Annotated in this window: 16 protein-coding genes and 1 riboswitch; of the genes, 4 read left to right on the forward strand and 12 right to left on the reverse strand. The window is 43.3% G+C overall.

All coding sequences use genetic code 11. From position 1 onward, the window contains the following. Window positions 1–12: 12 nt before the first annotated feature. From CYL18_RS11885 to CYL18_RS11900, 4 genes are all read right to left on the reverse strand, one after another. Window positions 13–744 (reverse strand): ABC transporter ATP-binding protein, encoded by a 732-nt coding sequence (locus CYL18_RS11885; protein WP_104849728.1) that lies wholly within the window; start codon window positions 742–744, stop codon window positions 13–15. After that, window positions 714–1,526, reverse strand: a complete 813-nt coding sequence (locus CYL18_RS11890) for an ABC transporter permease (protein ID WP_104849729.1) — start codon at window positions 1,524–1,526, stop codon at window positions 714–716. Before CYL18_RS11890 ends, CYL18_RS11885 begins: the two co-directional genes overlap by 31 nt. Before the next feature lie 82 nt (window positions 1,527–1,608). Continuing rightward, the gene (locus CYL18_RS11895; RefSeq protein ID WP_236636417.1) at window positions 1,609–2,103 is read right to left on the reverse strand and encodes a nitrous oxide reductase accessory protein NosL; all 495 of its coding nucleotides are present in this window, start codon (window positions 2,101–2,103) and stop codon (window positions 1,609–1,611) included. Next, window positions 2,100–3,368, reverse strand: a complete 1,269-nt coding sequence (locus CYL18_RS11900) for a right-handed parallel beta-helix repeat-containing protein (RefSeq protein ID WP_104849730.1) — start codon at window positions 3,366–3,368, stop codon at window positions 2,100–2,102. The genes CYL18_RS11895 and CYL18_RS11900 overlap by 4 nt, the downstream gene beginning before the upstream one ends. A gap of 787 nt (window positions 3,369–4,155) precedes the next feature. Between CYL18_RS11900 and CYL18_RS11905 the strand changes: the two genes are divergently transcribed. Beyond that, window positions 4,156–5,424, forward strand: a complete 1,269-nt coding sequence (locus CYL18_RS11905) for an MFS transporter (protein WP_161497134.1) — start codon at window positions 4,156–4,158, stop codon at window positions 5,422–5,424. 64 nt (window positions 5,425–5,488) lie between these two features. Then, entirely contained in the window at window positions 5,489–6,412 is a 924-nt protein-coding gene (locus tag CYL18_RS11910) for a hypothetical protein (RefSeq protein WP_104849732.1), read from the forward strand. A gap of 336 nt (window positions 6,413–6,748) precedes the next feature. On the opposite strand, the gene CYL18_RS11915 is transcribed toward CYL18_RS11910, so the two are convergent. The 3 genes from CYL18_RS11915 to gntK form a co-directional block, all read right to left on the reverse strand. Next, window positions 6,749–8,389 carry a CoA-disulfide reductase gene (locus tag CYL18_RS11915; protein ID WP_104849733.1) on the reverse strand — a complete coding sequence of 547 codons (1,641 nt, stop codon included), beginning with the start codon at window positions 8,387–8,389 and terminating at the stop codon, window positions 6,749–6,751. A gap of 207 nt (window positions 8,390–8,596) precedes the next feature. Continuing rightward, window positions 8,597–10,057: an amino acid permease gene (locus tag CYL18_RS11920; RefSeq protein ID WP_104849734.1), complete on the reverse strand. Its 1,461-nt coding sequence runs from the start codon at window positions 10,055–10,057 to the stop codon at window positions 8,597–8,599. Between the two features lie 229 nt (window positions 10,058–10,286). Next, window positions 10,287–10,476: riboswitch (Lysine riboswitch) on the reverse strand. Window positions 10,477–10,577: 101 nt separating this feature from the next. Beyond that, window positions 10,578–12,122, reverse strand: coding sequence for a gluconokinase (gene gntK, locus CYL18_RS11925; RefSeq protein WP_236636419.1), 1,545 nt, complete (start codon window positions 12,120–12,122; stop codon window positions 10,578–10,580). Window positions 12,123–12,220: 98 nt separating this feature from the next. Here gntK and CYL18_RS11930 point away from each other — a divergent pair, with 98 nt between their 5' ends. Together CYL18_RS11930 and CYL18_RS11935 are read left to right on the forward strand one after the other, a co-directional pair. Continuing rightward, window positions 12,221–12,757, forward strand: coding sequence for a peroxiredoxin family protein (locus tag CYL18_RS11930; RefSeq protein WP_104849736.1), 537 nt, complete (start codon window positions 12,221–12,223; stop codon window positions 12,755–12,757). A gap of 139 nt (window positions 12,758–12,896) precedes the next feature. Further along, window positions 12,897–13,079: a hypothetical protein gene (locus CYL18_RS11935; protein ID WP_104849737.1), complete on the forward strand. Its 183-nt coding sequence runs from the start codon at window positions 12,897–12,899 to the stop codon at window positions 13,077–13,079. A gap of 225 nt (window positions 13,080–13,304) precedes the next feature. Here the strand turns inward: CYL18_RS11935 and CYL18_RS11940 are convergent, their stop codons facing one another. The 5 genes from CYL18_RS11940 to CYL18_RS11960 all read right to left on the reverse strand — a co-directional run bounded on the left by CYL18_RS11940 (window position 13,305) and on the right by CYL18_RS11960 (window position 21,040). Further along, window positions 13,305–14,975 (reverse strand): glycerol-3-phosphate dehydrogenase/oxidase, encoded by a 1,671-nt coding sequence (locus tag CYL18_RS11940; protein WP_104849738.1) that lies wholly within the window; start codon window positions 14,973–14,975, stop codon window positions 13,305–13,307. A gap of 157 nt (window positions 14,976–15,132) precedes the next feature. After that, the gene (gene glpK / locus CYL18_RS11945) at window positions 15,133–16,623 is read right to left on the reverse strand and encodes a glycerol kinase GlpK (RefSeq protein WP_104849739.1); all 1,491 of its coding nucleotides are present in this window, start codon (window positions 16,621–16,623) and stop codon (window positions 15,133–15,135) included. A gap of 63 nt (window positions 16,624–16,686) precedes the next feature. Continuing rightward, a complete protein-coding gene (locus CYL18_RS11950) occupies window positions 16,687–17,526 on the reverse strand; it encodes an MIP/aquaporin family protein (protein ID WP_104849740.1) in 840 nt (279 codons plus the stop codon). A 187-nt stretch (window positions 17,527–17,713) separates the two neighbouring features. Continuing rightward, window positions 17,714–18,265, reverse strand: coding sequence for a glycerol-3-phosphate responsive antiterminator (locus CYL18_RS11955; protein WP_104849741.1), 552 nt, complete (start codon window positions 18,263–18,265; stop codon window positions 17,714–17,716). Window positions 18,266–18,391: 126 nt separating this feature from the next. After that, window positions 18,392–21,040, reverse strand: a complete 2,649-nt coding sequence (locus CYL18_RS11960) for a YhgE/Pip domain-containing protein (protein ID WP_104849742.1) — start codon at window positions 21,038–21,040, stop codon at window positions 18,392–18,394. Window positions 21,041–21,119 lie beyond the last annotated feature (79 nt).

The raw sequence follows: 21,119 nt of genomic DNA on the forward strand, positions 1-21,119 counted from the left end.
TGGTATGTCTAGTTAATTCGAACGATAAAGTTCCAATAATCTTCTCGTAAATCCAGGAATGTCCTTTCCATCATTGACTAGCGACTCAGCAAGCTTTCCTTCATGGATAAACAAGATGCGGTCACCAACCTCTGCGGCGACATCCATCATATGAGTCGAGAACACAATCATCATGCCCTTTTTCTTCAATATCTGAATCAATTCAATAAATTCATTGATCCAAAAAGGATCAAGTCCGTTTGTCGGCTCATCCATAATGAGCAATTCAGGATCAGCGAGGATGGCTTGGGCTAGGAGCAAGCGCTGGCGCATTCCTTTGGATAAAGCCTTCACCTGCTCTTGCATTTTTTCAACTAAGCCAATCTGCATGATAATCTGGTCAATCTTATCCTCAGACACCATACGCAGAGAGGCATAGAACCGGAGGAACTCCCAAACACTCATCTCTCCCTGCGCCAAAAATTCATCTGGCATATAGCCAATATCAGCAACATAGGCCATCTTATCTTTCTCCATCTCAATTCCATTTAAGATAACTTTCCCCGCTGTTGGCTTCGAAATTCCCGCCAATATATTCAGAATCGTGCTCTTCCCTGCACCATTCCCGCCGCAGAGGACGACACACTCCCCCGCTCTCATTCTCATCGAAAATGGGTGAAGGGCTTGATTTTTCTTATATTGTTTGGACACTGCCTCCAATACCAGGTTTCCGTCTAGTTTGCTCTCCTTCTCTTTAACTTCCATATTGAAAGACCTCCTAAGAACGCAATTACCGTGAATCCGTATAAAAAAATAACGCCCCATACGATTCCTTGTTCGAATAACGGAACAATTGAATCATATGCCTGACCGAAGATAGAACCGGCATTCAGCCTCACAACAAGGAAAAACCGCGTAAATTCAGCCGGATTTATGAACATAGCCGTTTTCATGACCGGCCCAATCATCGGATATGGCAGGGCACTCGTCATGGCAATCAATAAAGTCGGCCAAATCATGATGAGCACGAACCACCCCCCTACAGAATAGGTCAAGGCCTGCCATCTCGTACTGACAAAGGCGCCCAAAAATAAACCGATACTAAGAAAAAAGAGAATGAGCAGCAAGGAAAAGATATAGAGCACAAGCATCCAATTCATTGAAATCGATAGACCGGTTATCAACCCTAGCAGCATACTCAGCCAATAGGCGAGTGAATAACTGACTGCCTGTGCAGTAAATTGTCCGCCGAGCTTTCCAAAAAAATAGGATGACATCTCCAGCGGATATGTGCACAAAAGACTCCACTGACCATTCTCCATCTCACCCGCAATCGCGAACGATCCGTAGATAAGCATAAAGAGCGGCAAAATATACAGCATGATATTGACGATTGTCCCAGTAATATTCGTGTATCCTGATATAGAGCCATTCGTTCCCTCCAGGATAATCAACAAGCTTATGACTAAGAGCCATAGAATGAGAATGGCGTAGTATGACTTTTGCCTTGTAGTGGTTTTCCATTCAGACCGCCAAATCGTCCACATCAAACCTCCACCTCCATCACTTGAGCTATATGAACAAACAGGCAACCTAGAAACGGTTGCCTGAATCTAATCTTTTTGTCTCTTACATGCTATGACTGTGCATACCTTTCTTTTTGTCCATTGCCCATTCATGGTTTGCTAAATCTGAATATGATAATACTTCACCTGAATGTTCTTCAGCGTAAGCTTTTGCATCATCAGCATTTTCAAAAGATATGACATGGTAGGACATCGGTGTATCAATCTCTGCCCCGTATACATAGGTCGCATCTTCCTCGTTAATCCATTCCTCTGTGTCAAAATCTCGGACAAATCCCTGCTCTACTTTTTTGTCCTCATTTTCTTTCTTCCATTTGTACATACAGCCTATATCATCAAATTTCAGGGACTTCCCATCTTCAAGGATGAGCTGGGTAGCATGCTGATCATTCGCAACTGACATATTACATGTCGCGCAAGTATCCGTCTTTTCATCGACAGCTACTGGCTCCGCTGCCTCCTGATTATTACAAGCACCTAACATCAGCATTAAAACAATTGAAAGGATGGATAATCCCACTAATCCAGATCTCTTCATGACTTTTTCCTCCCCGCCAAAAATAAAATAACACTCAATCCAAGCATCACAAATGCAACGACCCAAACAATAAAAGGGCTGCCAGCACGTCCTTCGGCATCCTGTTCTGGTTTCATCAACGGCTCCGTATCGGCAAGCACTGCATTGTCCGTGCTCTTAAGCATCTTCTGTAAGATGCTCATACCGGGCGACTGAAAAAACAACTGATATTCCGGTACTTCATCTGTCAAGGACAAAAAGTATGGATCTGCCTCGTACGCAAGATCACCATAACCGTCCTGGTCAACATCAATCTTTACGGACGAATCCCAGAAGTTTTGGCTGACGGTATTACGGCTGCTCTCTATCGCCTGCGCTTCATTCAAATTCAACTGAAAATGATTACCTGAAACTTCATTATCAGCTGCTCTTAAAAACTGGATGGCTATATAATTAGACGAGAAAAAGTTGTCCTTCACTTGATTATCCAGAGACTTCTCAATCATCAATCCAATCCTATTATTAATCAGTTCATTGTCTCTGATCATTACGCCTCTTGAGTCATAAATTAGCAAGCCTTGCGCATTTACATTTTCATTGTTATTCTTCAGAATGTTCCGTTTAATAAGCGCACCATCCGCCCCCATGATCATTGCACCTGTATAGCTGTTTTGGACATCATTTTCAGTAAGAGTGATTTCCTGTGAATACATAATATGAAACCCGTATCGTGCCTGCTTGACTTCATTCTCCGTAAATAGATTCCGATGGCTATCTTCTACATAAAATCCATCTTCTACGTTTTTTACGATGTTCTCTCGCAAAATATTATCATCTGATTCATCTAAATTCACCGCACGCTTCCAAGCTTGCCCGATAATTTCTGTACCTTCCACCAATACATGTCTTGCCTTATACAGATTAATCGCTGTTGTGGCTGTAGTGATTTTCATGTTTGTAAGGCTATGTCCTTCACCAATAACGCTGACTGCAGCCGTGGCATTTTCTGAAGCCTTTACAGTAAGATTATCAATAGACACATCATTTCCATTAATGGAGACAGCTGCTTCCTCGCCATCGTATACAATCATCGCTTCATCTTTTGCTACGATACGGATCGGCTTCCTTATATCAATCGGCTCATTATAGGTACCGTTTTCAATCACCAGCGTCCCGCCTGGTGGAGTCCTATCGATTTGCTCCTGGAGGCTTGTATCAGCGGACATAGCATCAATCATTAACAGCCAAATTCCTGTCACCAATAGGAATATCCGCAAATAATACATTCAACACCCCTTCTTTTTATGGCTTTATTTCTGTCCAGATGTACATGGACAGAACCATCTCCTAACTGATTCTTCATTATTATTTTACAAAATAATTTTCAGAACTTACTAGCATTATAGACTATCAAGTAATCACTACTTACGAACCTGTTCACAAAATTGTAAAATAAACTATTTCATAATTCTTATATAATAGTTTCCCTATCTAATTTATATCCTTCTATCTTATTTCAGACATAAACCACATCAAAAGGACCAGTCTTTCCACCTTTTTACTTCTCCATTTTCCTGTTAAAATTAAAGGAACTGACTCATTCATCAGTTCCATACGCTAAACAGTGATTGAAATTTTCTTCTCCTATGCAAGAGTCGCAGAAGGGGCTCAGTCTAGAGACCTAGTTAAAAATCAAGCTTGAGGTCATTATCTAAAAAAATGATTCCAGCTAAACTTAAGGCATAAGGAAAGAATACAAAATGAAAAACATCAGAAACACCATAGCGATTATATTCGTCTTTATTGTCAATATTGGGCCCATTTCTGGTTCTGGTCATTACGAATACTGCTAAAACACGAAATAAAGTGCTCCTCCCACATCCAAGCCTTTCAACCTCTACCATAGTCTAATCATTTTTTATCTAACATCGCTAAGTTATATATGGCCCGATGTAGCATGCCGGTGAATCTCCCATTGATGGATTCACAATCATCCACCGTGCTTATTTGTTATCTTACATATATAAATCCGTTATTGAAGAAGCCTTTAATCTTTTAAAAGGAGGAAACATCGTGAATCCAGCTCTCTCAGCCGAGAAAAAGGAACGATTGGCACAAAGAAATATCCTATTATTTATCATCGGAAAGTTCATTTCATTATCTGGCGCGAGCATTTATTCCTTTGTCATTGGGCTTTATATACTAAAGGTCACTGGTCTTGGCACGAGCTTTGCGATAGCACTGGTTTGCGCCTCATTGCCCCGGATTCTTTTCGGCCCGCTTGCTGGAACAATCGCAGATAAGGTCAATCGAAAAATGCTCATTATTCTCTCTGAAGTGGCAAGCGGACTATTAATGGTGTTCATCTTGTTCTATGGGTATTTTTGGGGACTCCCGCTGTTCTTGCTTTATTTATCTGAAGCACTGCTGGCCATCACATCGACCTTCTTCTCAGTAACAGCCTCATCAGCGCTTGCCTCCATGGCAGGTGATCAAAACATCCAGAAAGCCGGATCTTTGAACCAATCCGCCTCGTCCCTTGCTGGAATTATCGGTCCGCTCATTGCAGGTATCCTATATGCATTCCTTTCCATTGAGCTCATCGTATTGCTGACTGCGGTGACGTTCTTTAGTGCAGGTATCATTGAATTTTTCATCAGGTTCAACTTATATGAAAGCAAAAATTCAATCAGGCCTTCAGAGCCATTTTTTCAAAGCCTGGCAGGAGGATTCCGCTACCTTAAGGGAAATGGTTTTCTATACAGCTTGCTCAAGATAGCCTTCTGGATCAATTTCTTCTTTGCCGGTATTAATGTGGCTATCCCCTATATCTTAAACAACACCTTGAATTTTTCTTCACAGGCATATGGTACGACAGCAGCGATGGTCTCTGTCGGGGCACTTGTCTCTTCCTTGATCATCTCGAGACAGAAGGAGCATAATCAGAAGACTAGAATGATCCGTAATGGTTTTCTCCTGATGTCAGTGCTTATCAGTATGATTGGGATACCGCCATTGCTTGGATTCACTTCATCTGCCTTAAATATCAGCTATTATATCATTCTGCTTGGTTTAACGGGGGCCTCCATCATGATTGTTAATATCCCTATCATGGTTTTGATTCAACGTACAACACCAAATGAAATGCGCGGCCGCATCTTTGGTTTAGTAGAAACAATTGCAGCGGCCATATCCCCCCTTGGCATGATTCTGTTTGGACTTTTACTTGATTACATCCCGTCTTTCTATGTCCCATTCATCACGGGCGGAGCCTTTCTTTTGATCGGCGTATTCAGTTTAAGTAAGTTACCGGAGCCAGCAGAGACGAAGCTGGCCGGATAAACAGGAATCTGAATCTAATTAAAACGAAATGCTTAATAGACCTATTATCAAAGGAGGTAAACCTTTGCCGACATATACTCACTTTAGCAGCAAGCAGCAGGAGCTCATTACTTTATTCAAGAATCAGGCATACAATGAATGCCATAAATTGCTTCACGAAATGGAAGATGAATATCCGCTTATGCTTGATAAACTGGCCTTTTGGAAGGCAAGCCTCCACCTGGCGGAAGGGAAGAAAAAAGAGGCCGTCAAAACCTTGCAGCTAGCTTTTGACAAAGGTTATTGGGTTAGCCCTGAAATGTTTTATATGGATGATGAATTTAAAGCTCTCGAGCAATTGCCTGATTTCAAAGAATTAATCAGGCAATTTGATGAGGCACTCACTAGAAAGAAGGCATCATCAAGAGCACTTTTATTGGAGAAAGGACATCCAAGGGCTAAAACAGGTATCTATGCCTTACATATGAGATATTCGAATGCCGAGATTTTTTCGGAAATATTTTTGGATACAGAAACGGAAAATCAATATGCCTTTGGTTTTGCACAATCCTCTCAAGCGATGAGCAGCCATGCTTATGTATGGGATGATGAAATACAGGCAAAAGCAGATATTGAAGAAACACTAAGCTTATTTCAAGAAAAACATCCATTTGATGATTTGATTATCTCAGGTGGCTCACAAGGAGGAAAACTCGCCATTGAACTAGGGCTCACTCATCCTTCTGCCAGAGGATTCATCGCTGTCATCCCTTATATTAAAGATCTATCTAAGATGGAAAAACTAGCAAAAGAATACAGGAATGAGGCAAAAGGTGTCATCATCGCTGGTGAGCAGGATGCTGCCTATATGCAAACCCTCAAGCTTGTACAGCTATTAGAGCATCATCACATTCCACACAAATTCATTTCTATTAAAGGAATGGGCCATACAATTCCAGCAAATTTCACCCAGCGTCTTAAGGAGGCAGTCGACTATATCCTGGATTAATAGAAAAATAGGTTTGAACATAATTGAATTTTCAATGTCCAAAACGGAAGGTTTTTACTAAAATCTAGTCTTAGTTAATCTAAATCATTAATTTCGTCGGAAGCAGGCTGACTCCTGCTGATTAGCGGACAGAGGATACTCCCCAGAAGTGCCAAAGCACTCTAGGAGGCTCCCCTGTCCGCCCCTAGGTTTGTTCTTCTACAGTAAAATTACCGGCATTCTAGTAGCGATATTCAAGTTAAACTAATTAAAAACGCCGAACCATTTTAACTATGCATTAAAATGGTTCGGCGTCCTTAGTTGTTAGAAACCTTTTATCCCAGTCTTTCCCATCTCTTACCGATAAACGATGGAATACAAATGATATCCCCCGTCTAAGTTCTTTACGCTTATTCCATTGCCTTCAAGGATGCGTGCAGCTAGGTAGCCGCGCATGCCCACCTGGCAGGTGACATACAGGTCTTTATCCTGCGGAATTTCATCTAGGCGGCCGCGGAGTTCATCGATTGGGATGTTAACAGACCCCTTGATGGCCCCTTTCGCTACTTCTCCTGGAGAACGGACATCTAATAAATATCCTCCATTAGCGACAATCTCGTCGATTTCATGCCATTGAACCGTTTCAGCCATGCCTTCCATAATATTGGTGGCGGCATATCCAGCCATATTGACCGGATCCTTTGCTGAAGAATACGGCGGCGCATAGGCAATCTCAATATCTGGCAGATCAAGAACCGTCATATTGCCCTTAATTGCTGTTGCGATAACATCAATTCGCTTATCGACGCCTTCTTTTCCTACAGCCTGGGCCCCGTATATACGACCGGTCTCTTTATCAAAAATCAGCTTCAAATTAAGTTGAGCAGCACCAGGGTAATAGCCGGCATGACTGTTTGGCGTTACATGTACGACCTCGTATGGCACGCCAAGTCGTTTCAATAATTTCTCATTGCTTCCGGTTGAAGCAACAGATAGATCAAACACTTTTGCAATGGATGTTCCGAGAGTTCCATGATAGACCGCTTCTTTCCCATGAATATGGTCAGCAACCAAGCGTCCTTGCCTGTTCGCCGGCCATGCAAGCGGAATATAAGTATCAGTGCCATGGATATAATCCTTCACTTCAATCACATCACCGACTGCGTAAATGGAAGGGTCAGAGGTTTGCAAATGCTCATTAACCTTTATGGCTCCTTTTACACCAACCTCAAGACCAGCTTCCTTGGCAATCGTGCTTTCAGGCATCACGCCGATTGCTAGAAGAATCATATCAGATTCGAGCTCGATACCGCTATCTAGCCTTACTTTTTTCCCTCCATCAAGAATGGCAGACACATTTTCTTCAAGGAGAAGTTGAACACCCTTCTCACGGAGGTGAGTATGAACAATTTGCGCCATCTCGAAGTCAATCGGAGCCATAACTTGGCTACTCATATCGACAATCGTTACATCCACACCGCGCTCACGCAGATTTTCCGCAATCTCCAGACCAATGAAACCGCCGCCAATCACTACCGCCTTCTCAGGCTTCTCTAAATCAACCTTCTCCTTAATCCGATCGGTATCAGGAATATTTCGCAGTGTGTATACATTATTAGCCTCTTCAATTCCCTCAATCCTTGGCTTAATCGGACTAGCTCCAGGAGAAAGAATTAATTTATCATATGACTCTGTATATTCTTCACCAGTGGCTACTTTCCTTGCCGTTACGGTTTTGGCTTCACGATCAATCCCAACGATTTCCGTCCAATTACGGATATCGAGATTAAACCGCGTTCCCATACCCTCCACGGTTTGAACAAGCAGTTTATTGCGACTCTGGATAACCTCTCCCACATAATACGGCAGACCGCAATTGGCGAAGGATATGTACTCCCCTTTTTCAAACATAATGATCTCATCTTTTTCACTAAGACGACGTAAACGCGCTGCTGCAGATGCACCGCCAGCTACCCCTCCGACAATCAGGATTTTCATCTTATTTTCCTCCTCATGATAAATCTATAGCTCAAAGTTTAATATACCCCCACAGGTATGTCAAAGGATTTTTTGTGAAGATTATTTGTCCTTGCGAAAATTATATCACTATCACCCAGGCACTTTTTACTGAGTTGCCTAACAATTGAGCGCACAAAAAAACATGGAGGGTCATATATATCTGACCCTCCATGATCTCTCAATGTTTTATTCTGTATCCACTGCAAGAGCGGCTTCCTTCTGATAGGCACGTTTAATACGCTCGGCTTCTTTTTGGTTCTTTGGCAGGTAGCCATAGAACAGGATTCCGCTCGCGAGCAAAATGACTCCAAATAGGAAGGTAGTCAAATCTGCGGTTCCTTTAATGATGACCCAAATGGAATAACCAGTAGCTAAAAGTCCAATCAACCCATCAAAAATTCGCGAACGCTTCTCATGTGCTTGGTAGGTTTCCCCAGTCCAGACCAGCTTCAATTGGAAGGTAGAAGAAATCAAATAAGGCACTAAGTAAGATAGCGTTGCAATATAGATGATAAAATCAAAGGCTGACGCAATCGAATTCGAGATTGTCGAGAAGATGAATAACTGACCTAAACCATTAGAAACAATCATCGAAAAAGTCGGTATGCCATGCTTATTTTCTTTAAGAAAGGCCGGTATAAAGAGACCCTGCTTCGCCGCCTGGTACGGAATCTCCGCACTCAAGAGCACCCAGCCAATCGTCGAACCAAACAAGCTGATCAGACCCACGAATGCAAGCGCCTTCCCGCCAACTGGTCCAAGTACTGCAGTGATCGCATCAATGAGCGGTTTATCAGATGCAAGCAAAGCATCCTGCGAGAGCATTCCCATCACGAGTGTGCTTATCCCCATATAAATCGCTATGGCAATCATGAGACCGACAATGGTCGCGGACTTTACGTCTGATTTCCTTTTTGCACGGGAGGCAAAGACAACCGCGGATTCAACCCCGAGAAACGCCCATAGAGTAGAAACAGCGGCTAAGTTTACTTGTCCCATAAGGCCATGGCTAACACCGCTTCCATCTACTTTCATTTCAACAAGTGGCAGGATATTTGCTTTTTCAAAGGCGAACAAGCCAATGATGATAAATAAGCCAAACCCAATAACCTTCCCTGCAGTCGCGATGAAATTGATTTTGCCGGCATGATTAATACCGGTCATAATAATATAGTGAACGCCCCAAAGCATAATCGTACAAACCATGAATGTTAAAGCATTACCGACCTTTAGCGTAAAGTCGCCAACAGTCAGCAGGACAGCCTGGCTTGTTAAAATAGGGAAAAATGCGGATAAATACCCTGCAAATGTGGTAACAATAGCGATGTTACCCGCAAAGTTGCCAATCCAATACCCCCAGGTCGACATAAAGCCTGATAGCTTCGAGGCAGTAGAGTCCTCTTTGAACAATTCCTTTGCATATATTTGCGGCCCGCCGGTCAAATGCGGCTTGCGCATAGCTAAATTCCCGAATACAAGCGCAATCATTAAGACTCCTAGTCCAGTTAAGCCCCAAGCAATAATAACGCCTGCCGGGCTAGCAACCTCCGCCAATGTACGAGGCAGCATAAAAATTCCCGAGCCGACCATATTGCCGACAACAAATGCCGTTAAAATCCAAAATCCCAGTTGTTTATTCTGATTCACTAGTCATTCCCCTTCCAAAACTGATGTACTACCATTTCAGACATTATCCATGTTTTGGCTCAAGCGAGATGTGAACTTTCTTTATGTAACAAACTATATGAAGCTGGCCTATTTTTTTAGAAACAGGACTTACAATCTATTACTTTTTGCTTCGATAGCCGACAAAAAAAACAAAAAACACACCTTTTGGAGCAGGTGTGTTGTGTTTAAAAAAGGTTCACACCAGACAAAAACGGATAGTTCTCCACGGGAGCATATTTATGTTCCCATGACAGTCCTGCGCCTATTCGGCTGCAGTCCCAGCTACCATTCCCGGAAAAGAATGGTGCTTCGGCGATATTTCCTTTCGGCTAGCGTCCTCAAGCTTTCCGGCTCTTCATACTAGCTTACTGATAAATATCGCGACCTCTACCTCATCTTTTCTGATGAGGATTTATATCATTATTCATTTTCGTATGTTCAGAATACTATTTTTCGGCACAAAATGTCAATAGGAGTCAGGGAAAAACAAAATGTTATACTATTCCAATATCTCATTCACCCATTTATTCTGGAATGCGGTGATGCTTGCATATTCCTCTTCCAACTTGCGGTAGATACTGATATAGATCGGAATAAGCTCCTCGTAAACTTCGACATGCTGCGTATTTGGAGTGTGAACATGGGTTGTGCCGACAAGCGTTTTTACGACCGAGAAGTCCTGGATTTCTCCGATAGCGTAGCGGCCAAGCACAACCGCACCAAGACAAGAACTTTCAAAGCTCTCCGGTATCTCCACCTCTTGATTAAAAATATCAGCAAGCATCTGCCGCCATAATGGCGATCGGGCAAAGCCTCCTGTAGCTTTTATCTTCTCTGGCACCCCTATTAATTCCTGCAGAGCAAGCAAGACGGTATAAAGATTAAAGATGACCCCTTCCAATACGGCTCGAACCATATGCTCCTTTTTATGGTGCATCCCCAGCCCAAAGAAGGAACCGCGTGCATCCGGATTCCAAAGCGGGGCTCTTTCACCTGCCAAATATGGATGGAAGAGCAGTCCTTCTGCTCCAGGCTTAACTCTTGAAGCAATCTGGGTTAATACCTCATAGGAATCAATTCCGAGCCTTCTGGCTGTTTCTACTTCAGCAGATGCCAGTTCATCCCGGAGCCAGCGAAATGTCATCCCGCCATTGTTGACTGGTCCGCCGATTACCCAATGCTTATCGGTCAAAGCATAACAAAATATACGCCCTTTCTCATCTGTCACCGGACGGTCTGTCACCGTTCTGATGGCCCCGCTCGTTCCAATCGTGACTGCGACAATTCCCGGATCTATCGCATTCACGCCAAGATTGGAAAGGACCCCATCGCTCGCACCTATGACAAATGCTGTACGAACCGAAAGTCCCATCTTTTCTGCAAATTGCTCCTTCATCCCGGCAGTATGCCAAGTTGTCGCAACAGGCTCGGACAAGCGGTCTCTTGTGATTCCGGCCGCACGCAAGGCTTCCTCATCCCAATCCAAGTCTGCCAATGAGAACAGTCCTGTTGCAGAAGCGATAGAGTGGTCAATCACAAACTGAGAAAACAATTTATAAAAAACATATTCCTTAATGGAAATATACTTATAGGTCTTCTCGGCAATATCAGGACAATCATGGGTTAACCAAGCGATTTTCGCCAAAGGAGACATCGGATGAATAGGGGTGCCTGTCCGCATGTAAATCCCATGCCCATCCATTTCATTCTTGATCTTATCCGCCCATGCCTTAGACCGGCTGTCTGCCCAAGTAATACATGCGGTAATAGGCAGCCCTTGCTCATCAACAGCAATAATGCTGTGCATCGCTGAGCTAAAAGAGACAAAACGGATATCATCCGGTCCAGCACCGCTCATATCAACAACATTCTTGATAGCTTTTATGACCGCCTGGAAGATTTCTTCCGGGTCCTGTTCCGCAATCATTGGCAAAGGGCTGTGCAGCGGATATTCTACATGACTCACGCAATGAACCTTTGTTTCCTCGGTAAAGAGGACCGCTTTTGTTGAAGTCGTCCCAATATCTACCCCTATATAAAACATTATGAATCCCCTCATTTCTGCTGATAATTCCCGTAATAGAGAATATTGTAAATGGCAATACTGCTGATAGACAATCTATTTTTTTGGAGGACCATCCTATGAAGAAGCTCATTATCAGCATCGCATCCATCATGATTTTGATTCCTTTATCAGGAGCTAGACCCCTTGTCGAACGAGGGGACATCATCCATACAGCTAATGCTCGCAACCCGATCAAGGAAGGACAGCCCGCTCCAGATTTTACTTTGCAAACCGCCGACGGCGAGCAAATCCGTCTCTCTGATTATCTGGGCGAAAAAGTCTTGATAAACTTTTGGGCCTCATGGTGCCCACCATGCCGGGAAGAAATGCACGTGTTCGAAAACTATTTCATTGCTAACAAACCTAAGGCTCACCTCATTAGCATCAACCTAACTTATGCAGAGAAAGCAATTGATGATGTTCAAGGCTATCTCAGAAAAAACAACTTAACATTCCCTGTCCTGCTCGATACCAAAGGAAAAACGGGTGAATCCTATCAAGTTCTCACCCTGCCAACAAGCATATTCATTGATTCCAACGGCATCATCCAGAAGAAATGGATTGGTCCTCTAGACAATAAAACCCTCCAATCCATCCTCTCAAACTTGAAGTAGGCTTGCTAGAATTTCGTTCATACCCTAATCTTACAGAAAAAAACATAAAATATACAAATTTTTACTTAAAATCCATTTAATTTCATAGTACAATAGAAAAAATAAGTTGGATTATCATTTTTTAAAGGGGTGTTACTAGATGAGAGCTTACCAAATATTGATTTCGGTCATGCTAATTTTGATCAGTGTTTTTTCTGTCAAAAACCTCATTACGGGCCAATGGGACATCCAATATGCCATGCTGAATGGCGGGATGGCCATCATCGTTCTCGGTATTTACAGAGGGTATATGAAGTATGTGCAAGAGGAAGAAACCCAATAAACAATAAATACTCGGCTGATTTGATTCTATCAAATCAGCCTTTTTCCTGGGAACAGCCCAGCATCTTTTCCCCCGATTGTTAACAGTCCTTCAACCGCTCCCACTATCATATGATCAAGGTTATGCTTCAATTTACACCCTATTCCCTTTTTGAAGCCGGTTCAATCAAAAAGAACAGGAACAAAAAAAACCCTTAGGCTTTGTTGTCCCAAGGGTTAAATCTTATTACAATTTCATTGATTCAGGCTGCGGTATCGTTGCTCTCTCTATTTCTTGATCAAGCTCTTTCGTATTCGCCTCTTTTTCCTCGGCAGACCAGTGAAGGACCTTCGCCATTTCTTCAATGACCCCTTCCTTCCACTTCAAGACGGACTTAATATCAAATAAAAGTGTACCCATCCTTCGGTTGAAGAAATCTAGCGGGGTTGCCGCCAATTCATGCTCAATGGAATAATGAAGAGAAACAAATAGGTCAAGAGGAAGTCCTGACAGCTTCGCTTCTTCCTGATAAACATAGGCCATCTTGAAAAGGAGCGGCGCATTTGATCCATATTTTTTTAAGATAGCAATGGCCTCTTCTTTAGATAGTCCAGCATCAATTCCCTCTTTGATATGGTTTTCGATATATCGCTCAAACTGCTGAGAACCGCCTACATGCCCGCCTGAGATTGGCATTTTTTCCGTAGCGCAGCTGGAGAAGAGCTTATAGCCTTCTGAACGGAACTGCTTAGCCACAAGGTTCACGACCGTTTCAGCCATCTTGCGGTAACCCGTTAATTTCCCACCGGCGATTGTAATTAACCCGCTATCAGAAACCCAAGTCTCATCCTTTCGAGAAATTTCAGATGCACCTTTGCCTTCCTCGCTAATCAGCGGCCTTACTCCTGCCCAGCTGGATTCGACATCATCCTTAGTCACCCCAACTGTCGGGAACATATAATTGATGGCATCAAGGATATAATCCCTGTCTGCATCCGTCATTTGCGGGCTTTTAGGATCGGTATCATAAAATGTATCCGTTGTACCGACATAGGCTTTTCCATCTCGAGGAATAGCAAACACCATCCGCCCGTCTGGCGTATCAAAATAAACGGCTTGCTGCAAAGGAAACTTTGATTGGTCAATGACAATATGGACACCTTTTGTCAGCTGCAGAACCTTTCCTTTTTTGGAATGATCCATCTCACGAATTGTATCTACCCATGGTCCGGAAGCATTGATGACTTTACGGGAATGAATGGTTATCTCTTCCCCATCAATCATGTCCTTGCCAATAATGCCTGTAATTTTGCCGTTACTATACACTAATTGCTCAGCTTTCATGTAATTGATAACAGTCGCTCCTTGTGCAGCTGCCTCCTTCATGACTTCAATAGTCAATCGAGCGTCATCTGTACGGTACTCGACATAATAGCCGCCGCCCTTGAGTCCATCCTTCTTTACAAGCGGCGCTCTTTCTAATGTCTCTTGCACGGAGAGCATTTTTCTGCGCTCCTGCTTCTTCACGCCCGCAAGGAAGTCATACACTCTAAGTCCCATTGACGTAGAGAATTTCCCAAATGTACCTCCCTCATGAAACGGGAGCAGCATCCATTCTGGGGTCGTGACATGCGGACCATTCTCATACACGATTGCCCGCTCTTTACCTACCTCTGCAACAACGCCAACCTGCATCTGCTTTAAGTAACGCAATCCGCCATGCACCAATTTTGTTGAGCGGCTGGATGTCCCTGCAGCAAAGTCCTGCATTTCAACTAAAGCGACCTTCATTCCGCGGGTAGCGGCATCAAGTGCGATTCCTGCTCCGGTGATACCCCCGCCAATCACTAAAACATCAAAATTTGTATGTTTAAGTTCATTCTTGTAATCACTTCTGCGTAGACTATTAAGTTCCATTTGTTCTACCTCCTCAATTTCTACCCTGATCAAGAAAAAAGAGACCACAAAATACATTACCCCTTGCCGGAGAATGTATTCGTGGTCTCTCGAAATCTCTAACCAAATATTAACTTGTCATTAGTATATCATTTACTGCTATGAAATGGCAGTAAAATTACTTGAATGACCGCGTGCTTGCCACGGCTTTTTCCCAGCCTTCGACTAGCTCTGCACGTACCTCTTCTTCCATCTTCGGTTCAAATGATTTCTTCACAGCCCATTGCTTGGCAATCTCCTCTTGTGATTCCCAGAAGCCAACGGCAAGTCCAGCCAAGTAAGCAGAACCTAGGGCCGTTGTTTCATTTACCTGTGGAATTTCAACTGGAACATTTAGAATATCGCTTTGGAATTCCATCAGGAAGTTGTTCTTAACGGCGCCGCCATCAGCACGCAATGTTTTCAAGCCAATGCCTGAATCCTTTTCCATCGCATCGAGAACAGCTTTAGTTTGATAAGCAAGTGATTCAACTGTTGCACGGACAAAATGTTCCTTTGTTGTTCCACGTGTCAATCCAAAGACAGCACCTCTTGCATCACTATCCCAATATGGCGTGCCAAGACCAACGAATGCAGGAACGACATACACGCCATCAGTGGAATCTACGCGTCTGCAATAAGCTTCACTGTCTGCCGCATCTTTAAACATGCGTAAGCCATCTCTTAACCATTGAATCGCAGAGCCAGCTACAAAGATACTTCCTTCTAATGCATATTCAACTTTTCCATCAATTCCCCATGCAAGAGTTGTAAGTAAGCCTGTCTCTGATTTCACTGGTGTTTCGCCTGTGTTCATCAGCATGAAGCAGCCTGTACCATACGTATTTTTCGCCATGCCCTTTTCAAAGCACGCCTGTCCAAACAAGGCTGCCTGCTGGTCGCCTGCGACACCGGCAATCGGAACACTCTCTCCAAAGAAATGGTATTCAACCGTTTCGGCATATACTTCAGAGGATGGGCGAACTTCCGGAAGCATAGATTTTGGCACATCCAAGATCTCAAGAAGCTCATCATCCCATTTCAGGTCATAAATATTATACATAAGGGTACGTGAGGCATTGGAATAATCCGTCACATGCGCTTTTCCGCCTGAAAGCTTCCAAATGAGCCATGTATCAATTGTACCAAATAGAAGTTTGCCTTCATTCGCTTTTTCACGGGCCCCTTCTACATGATCAAGGATCCACTTCACTTTTGTTCCTGAGAAGTAGGCATCAATCAACAAACCTGTTTTTGAACGGACTAAGTCTTCGTAGCCTTTTTCTTTCAGCTCTTCGCAAATATCATTTGTTTGGCGTGATTGCCAAACGATAGCGTTGTAAACTGGCTTCCCAGTCTCTTTATCCCAGACAACAGCTGTTTCACGCTGGTTCGTAATACCGATACCTGCGATTTGGGACGCAGATACACCGGCTTCAGACAGACAGCCTGCGATGACCGCTAGGACAGATCCCCAAATCTCATTAGCATTATGCTCAACCCAGCCCGGTTTCGGAAAATATTGAGTGAATTCCTTTTGAGAGGTATGAACAATCTCCCCAGCTTTATTGAAAAGTATCGCCCTTGAACTAGTTGTCCCCTGATCGATTGATAAAATATATTTCTCCATTTTGTTCTCTCCCATCCTATTCATCACTGAATCTATTTGTTATTTCTTCTAACCGTTATTATCTTACAATCTTGCTTTTGTTGGCTCATCTGACGCTTGAATAGCTGCATCCTGATTCTTCGGGCCAATAGCCAAGGCAATCAGCAATACCACGACAGTTGCCGCAAGCACCATCCAGAATGTCAACGTCATTTCACCAAGGAAGAAAGCCTGATGGAATAATGCCCCTAAAGAACCGCCAAGGATTGGACCGACAACCGGTACCCAAGCATAACCCCAATTGGATGGACCTTTTCCTGCAATCGGCAGAATCGCATGGGCAATCCTTGGTCCAAGGTCACGCGCTGGATTGATGGCATAACCAGTAGTACCGCCAAGAGCCATCCCAATTGCGACAATCAAAAGACCAACTGCAATCGGGTTTAAGCCTTCCGTAAACTCATTCGCACCAATAAATTGCAATCCTAGCAATAAGACGAATGTTCCGATAATTTCACTTAAAAGGTTAGAGAAAGCATGTGGAATCGCTGGGCCTGTAGCAAAAACGCCAAGCTTTGTTCCAGGGTCTTCAGTTGCTTTCCAATGCGGGAAATATTGAAGATAAATAATAGCTGCACCTAAAATAGCACCAATCATTTGAGCGGCGATGTAAGCAGGAACCTGACTCCAATCGAATGCTCCAGCAAACGCTAAACCAATTGTAACAGCAGGATTTAAGTGAGCTCCACTAATACTGCCAACGGCAAATACGCCAAGTGTTACCCCAAGACCCCAGGCAATCGTGATGACAATCCAGCCAGCATCCTTTGCATAAGACTTTGTTAAATTTGCACCAGCACATACCCCTGCCCCGATAATGATCAGGATCATTGTACCTAGTACTTCACCCATAAATGGTGTCATGAATACCACTCCCTCAATGTTTTTATGGTCAAAAAAAGAGCACAGGTATAGCAACCCATCTATGAGAAATAAAGGGCAACGCTTACCTGTGTCTCCAAGTCTCGACCAGAATTATTAACTTAATCACAGTATAAAACTTGTTGAAAGCGCTGTCAATGACTTTTCTTTCAAAATTATTACTTTTTTCTCATTTTACAGAAAAATGTTCCCACAATTTATGATTCGAACTCGTGATAGATGTAGCGCCAGCCGCCAATGCTTCATGTGCCTCTCTCTCAGTCCGAATCAGCCCTCCGGCAAACACCGGAATTTGGAATCTTTCTGAAACCTCCTTAATCATGGCAGGCATAGATCCCGGGAGGACCTCAATATAGTCCGGCTGACATTTCTCCACAATTCTGAAGCTTCTTTCAATCGCATGACTATCAATCATGAAGATACGCTGAACCGCCACGACCCCATGCTTTTTAGCTTGCTGAATCACACTTGACTTAGTAGATATCAACCCATATGGGCGAAATTCCTGACATAAATACTGTGTGCCATATTCATCATTTTTCAATCCATGTATTAAATCTATATGAAAAAATAATTTCTTATTTTTAGATTTTGCCATCTGTGTGACATGCTTAATCTGAGACAAATGAAGTTCGAGCATAACTCCCGCCTCGAACGGTGATTCTAGAAATCTTTCAAAATCCTTCATATTTGATGATGCTGGTAATATACTTCGTTTCATGCTGGCACCCCCCAACTAAAATATGGAACAACCACACTATTTACACAAAAAGAAAATCCTATTATGGAAATAATACACCATATAGGTATATATAACCAGTAGATAGGATTTTCTATTACTATTCTGTTAAGCTGCCAGATCACTATCCTCAACAGCTCTGTCTTTCTTGAGGTACGATACAGCAAAGGCCAATCCCGCAAACAAAGCAAGGAAAATGAACAATATGCCTCCGTTAACCAGCATGCCGCCAAAATCATCAAGCGAAATCAATGATCTAAAGCCGGCGATAGAATAAGACATCGGCAAGAACTGACTTAAATTTCTTAAATATTCAGGCAGCATATCTATTGGCAATGCTGAACCTGTCGTGGAAAGCTGCATAATCAAGAAGGCAGCTCCGATTAGTAAACCAATATTCCCTAATAGCATGACAAGGAAAAATGCAATGGTCATAAACGTCAAGCCTGCCAACATGGCAAAAGGAATCATAGATATCGTATTTAAAAATCCAGAATGAACGTAGAATGATGTAAAAACGGTCAACAAAATGGCCTGACCAGATACCAACAATGCAAGGAATCCATATCTTCTCGCATACCATGCAAGAGGCGACATTTCCGCGCCTGCCGGTCTTCTTACTCCGACTGCCATGACCATCAGCAATGCACCGACAAATAAGGCTAGTGATAAAACATATGGCGCATTGGCGTAACGATAGAATGGATAACCGTTTATTTTTTCGCCAGCTAATTGAACTGGGTTGGCCAATTGAGATTTATTTGCATCCTCTCTGTTTGTGGCAGCTACCCTTTTAGCTCCATTGTCTAAACCTGTTGCTAGTTCCTGTGTTCCATCCTTCACTTGACCGACACCATCATCTAACTGCTTAACACCGTCTGTCATCGCTGCCCAGCCAGTCTTTACAGTAGCATTGCCATCCGCCACTTGCTTCGCTCCTGCTGCAAGTGTTTGGATATCCCCCGATTTCGCTGCTAAGGAAGAATTGAGCTCCTTGCTTCCATCTGCCACTTGGTTTGCACCAGCTGCCAATTGACCTGAACCGTCAACTGCGGTTTTCCAGCCTTCGTTGACCTGAGCGTTGCCGTCTGCTACTTGTTTGGCTCCTGCTGTCAATTCACTTGTTCCAGCAACAGCCGTCTTCCAACCTTCATTCACAGATGCATTGCCTGCTGCGACAGTGGTCAGTCCACCATTGAGTGACTTAGCTCCTGTTGTTAGGGCATCCCAGCTTGTGTTTACTTTTGTAGTACCAGCTTGAATTTGTGTTGCTCCTGCAGCAAGCTTCTCAGCTCCATCAACAAGTTTTTCTTGACCAGGAATAATCTTATCTCCAAATTGAAATGATAATGCTCCAACTCCTGGCTTTAGTTTATTGGATATACCTTGAGAAAGAGCTACAGATCCATTTTTCAATCCATCCTCTTTAGTTATACCACTATTAACTGCCTCTACACCTGCTGATACCTTGCGAGCACCTTCTAAAAGATCATTATATTCTTTCGTTGCTTTTAAACCAGGTACTAACTCGCCTAATTGTTCAAGACCCTTTGCTACATCTGAAGCACCTTTTGCAAGGTCAGGTGTTTGAGATGCAAGTTGATTCAAGCCAGCTGCCAAAGCCGCACTACCTTCTTCTAATGGCTGAATCCCTTCATATATTTGGTCTACTCCAGCTTTTGCATTTTGAAGACCATTTAGCATACTAGTTGTACCATCTTTAAGATCCGTTGCTCCTTTATTTACTGCTTTTCCTCCTTCAGCCAACGCCTCTATCTGATCCTTATTTCCAGATAACTGACCATACATCGTTTGAGAACCTTTCCTTAAATCCTCGGTTCCTTTTGCGAGCGCTTCGATGTCATTTGATTTTGAACTTAAGGAGTTATATAACAAACCTGTTCCCGAAGCTATAGATTTAGCCCCATTTGCCAATGTTTCAATATCCCCTTTTTTCTCGCTCAAGGACTGATTAAGCGTCCTGCTCCCGGCCGCCACCTGACCGGCTCCATTTGCTAACTGGCCAGACCCCTGGACCGCTGTTTTCCAGCCTGAATTCACTTGAGCATTACCAGCTGCTACTTGATTAGCTCCATCAGCCAGCTTATTAATGTCTCCTGCCTTGCCTGTTAAGGAAGTCAGCAATGTTCCTGTCCCATCTTGAAGCTTCACTGAGCCATCATTGAGCTTTTTAGCTCCCTCAGCACCTTCGGAGAATCCTTCCTCTACATCTCCTAAGGATGCGAAGACGGTTTCTGTATAGGTTTCTGTGATTTCATTTGAAAGCTGATTGCTGATTTTTTCGATTGCCGTGTTGGTTGCCGTTGCGGCAATGAAATGCAAGCCTTCATTTTGGATGTACTTCAACTCAGGCTTTTCGGGATTTTCGTCCATGACCGTCGCAACCTTCCTGGAGAAATCCTCAGGAATTTCAATCACCATATAATAATCGTTATCTTTAAGTCCGCGTTGTGCTTGGCTGCTGTTTACGAATTCCCAGCCTAAATCATTGCCGGCCTTTAATTTCGCTTCTAAATCCTTGCCCACATTCACCTCCTTGCCATCGTTCACCGTTCCAGCGTCATTATTGACGACTGCCACAGGCAAATTCGATAGATTATCATACGGGCCCCAGCTTGGCGTGAGCATAATTAAGCCGTACAAGAGCGGTACCAGTAATACGGCAATAACCGACACCCAGAATCCTCTGCTTTGTCTAAGGCTTGCAAATCGATTTCCGTTATTAAATTTGTTCATATCTAACCCCCAGTTTGTCCGTAATATCTATGTAATGGTGGTTATGAAAGCGCAACCACTCGTATAGAGATTATATATT

The sequence above is a fragment of the Pradoshia eiseniae genome, from assembly GCF_002946355.1.
Taxonomy (GTDB): domain Bacteria; phylum Bacillota; class Bacilli; order Bacillales; family Pradoshiaceae; genus Pradoshia; species Pradoshia eiseniae.

Excerpts from the sequence above, each read along its gene's own strand:
- CYL18_RS11885 (WP_104849728.1), bottom strand. The coding sequence starts at position 744 with ATGGAAGTTAAAGAGAAGGAGAGCAAACTAGACGGAAACCTGGTATTG.
- CYL18_RS11890 (WP_104849729.1), bottom strand. The coding sequence starts at position 1,526 with ATGTGGACGATTTGGCGGTCTGAATGGAAAACCACTACAAGGCAAAAG.
- CYL18_RS11895 (WP_236636417.1), bottom strand. The coding sequence starts at position 2,103 with ATGAAGAGATCTGGATTAGTGGGATTATCCATCCTTTCAATTGTTTTA.
- CYL18_RS11900 (WP_104849730.1), bottom strand. The coding sequence starts at position 3,368 with ATGTATTATTTGCGGATATTCCTATTGGTGACAGGAATTTGGCTGTTA.
- CYL18_RS11915 (WP_104849733.1), bottom strand. The coding sequence starts at position 8,389 with ATGAAAATCCTGATTGTCGGAGGGGTAGCTGGCGGTGCATCTGCAGCA.
- gntK (WP_236636419.1), bottom strand. The coding sequence starts at position 12,122 with ATGTTTTATATAGGGGTAGATATTGGGACGACTTCAACAAAAGCGGTC.
- CYL18_RS11930 (WP_104849736.1), top strand. The coding sequence starts at position 12,221 with ATGAAGAAGCTCATTATCAGCATCGCATCCATCATGATTTTGATTCCT.
- CYL18_RS11935 (WP_104849737.1), top strand. The coding sequence starts at position 12,897 with ATGAGAGCTTACCAAATATTGATTTCGGTCATGCTAATTTTGATCAGT.
- CYL18_RS11940 (WP_104849738.1), bottom strand. The coding sequence starts at position 14,975 with ATGGAACTTAATAGTCTACGCAGAAGTGATTACAAGAATGAACTTAAA.
- glpK (WP_104849739.1), bottom strand. The coding sequence starts at position 16,623 with ATGGAGAAATATATTTTATCAATCGATCAGGGGACAACTAGTTCAAGG.
- CYL18_RS11950 (WP_104849740.1), bottom strand. The coding sequence starts at position 17,526 with ATGACACCATTTATGGGTGAAGTACTAGGTACAATGATCCTGATCATT.
- CYL18_RS11955 (WP_104849741.1), bottom strand. The coding sequence starts at position 18,265 with ATGAAACGAAGTATATTACCAGCATCATCAAATATGAAGGATTTTGAA.
- CYL18_RS11960 (WP_104849742.1), bottom strand. The coding sequence starts at position 21,040 with ATGAACAAATTTAATAACGGAAATCGATTTGCAAGCCTTAGACAAAGC.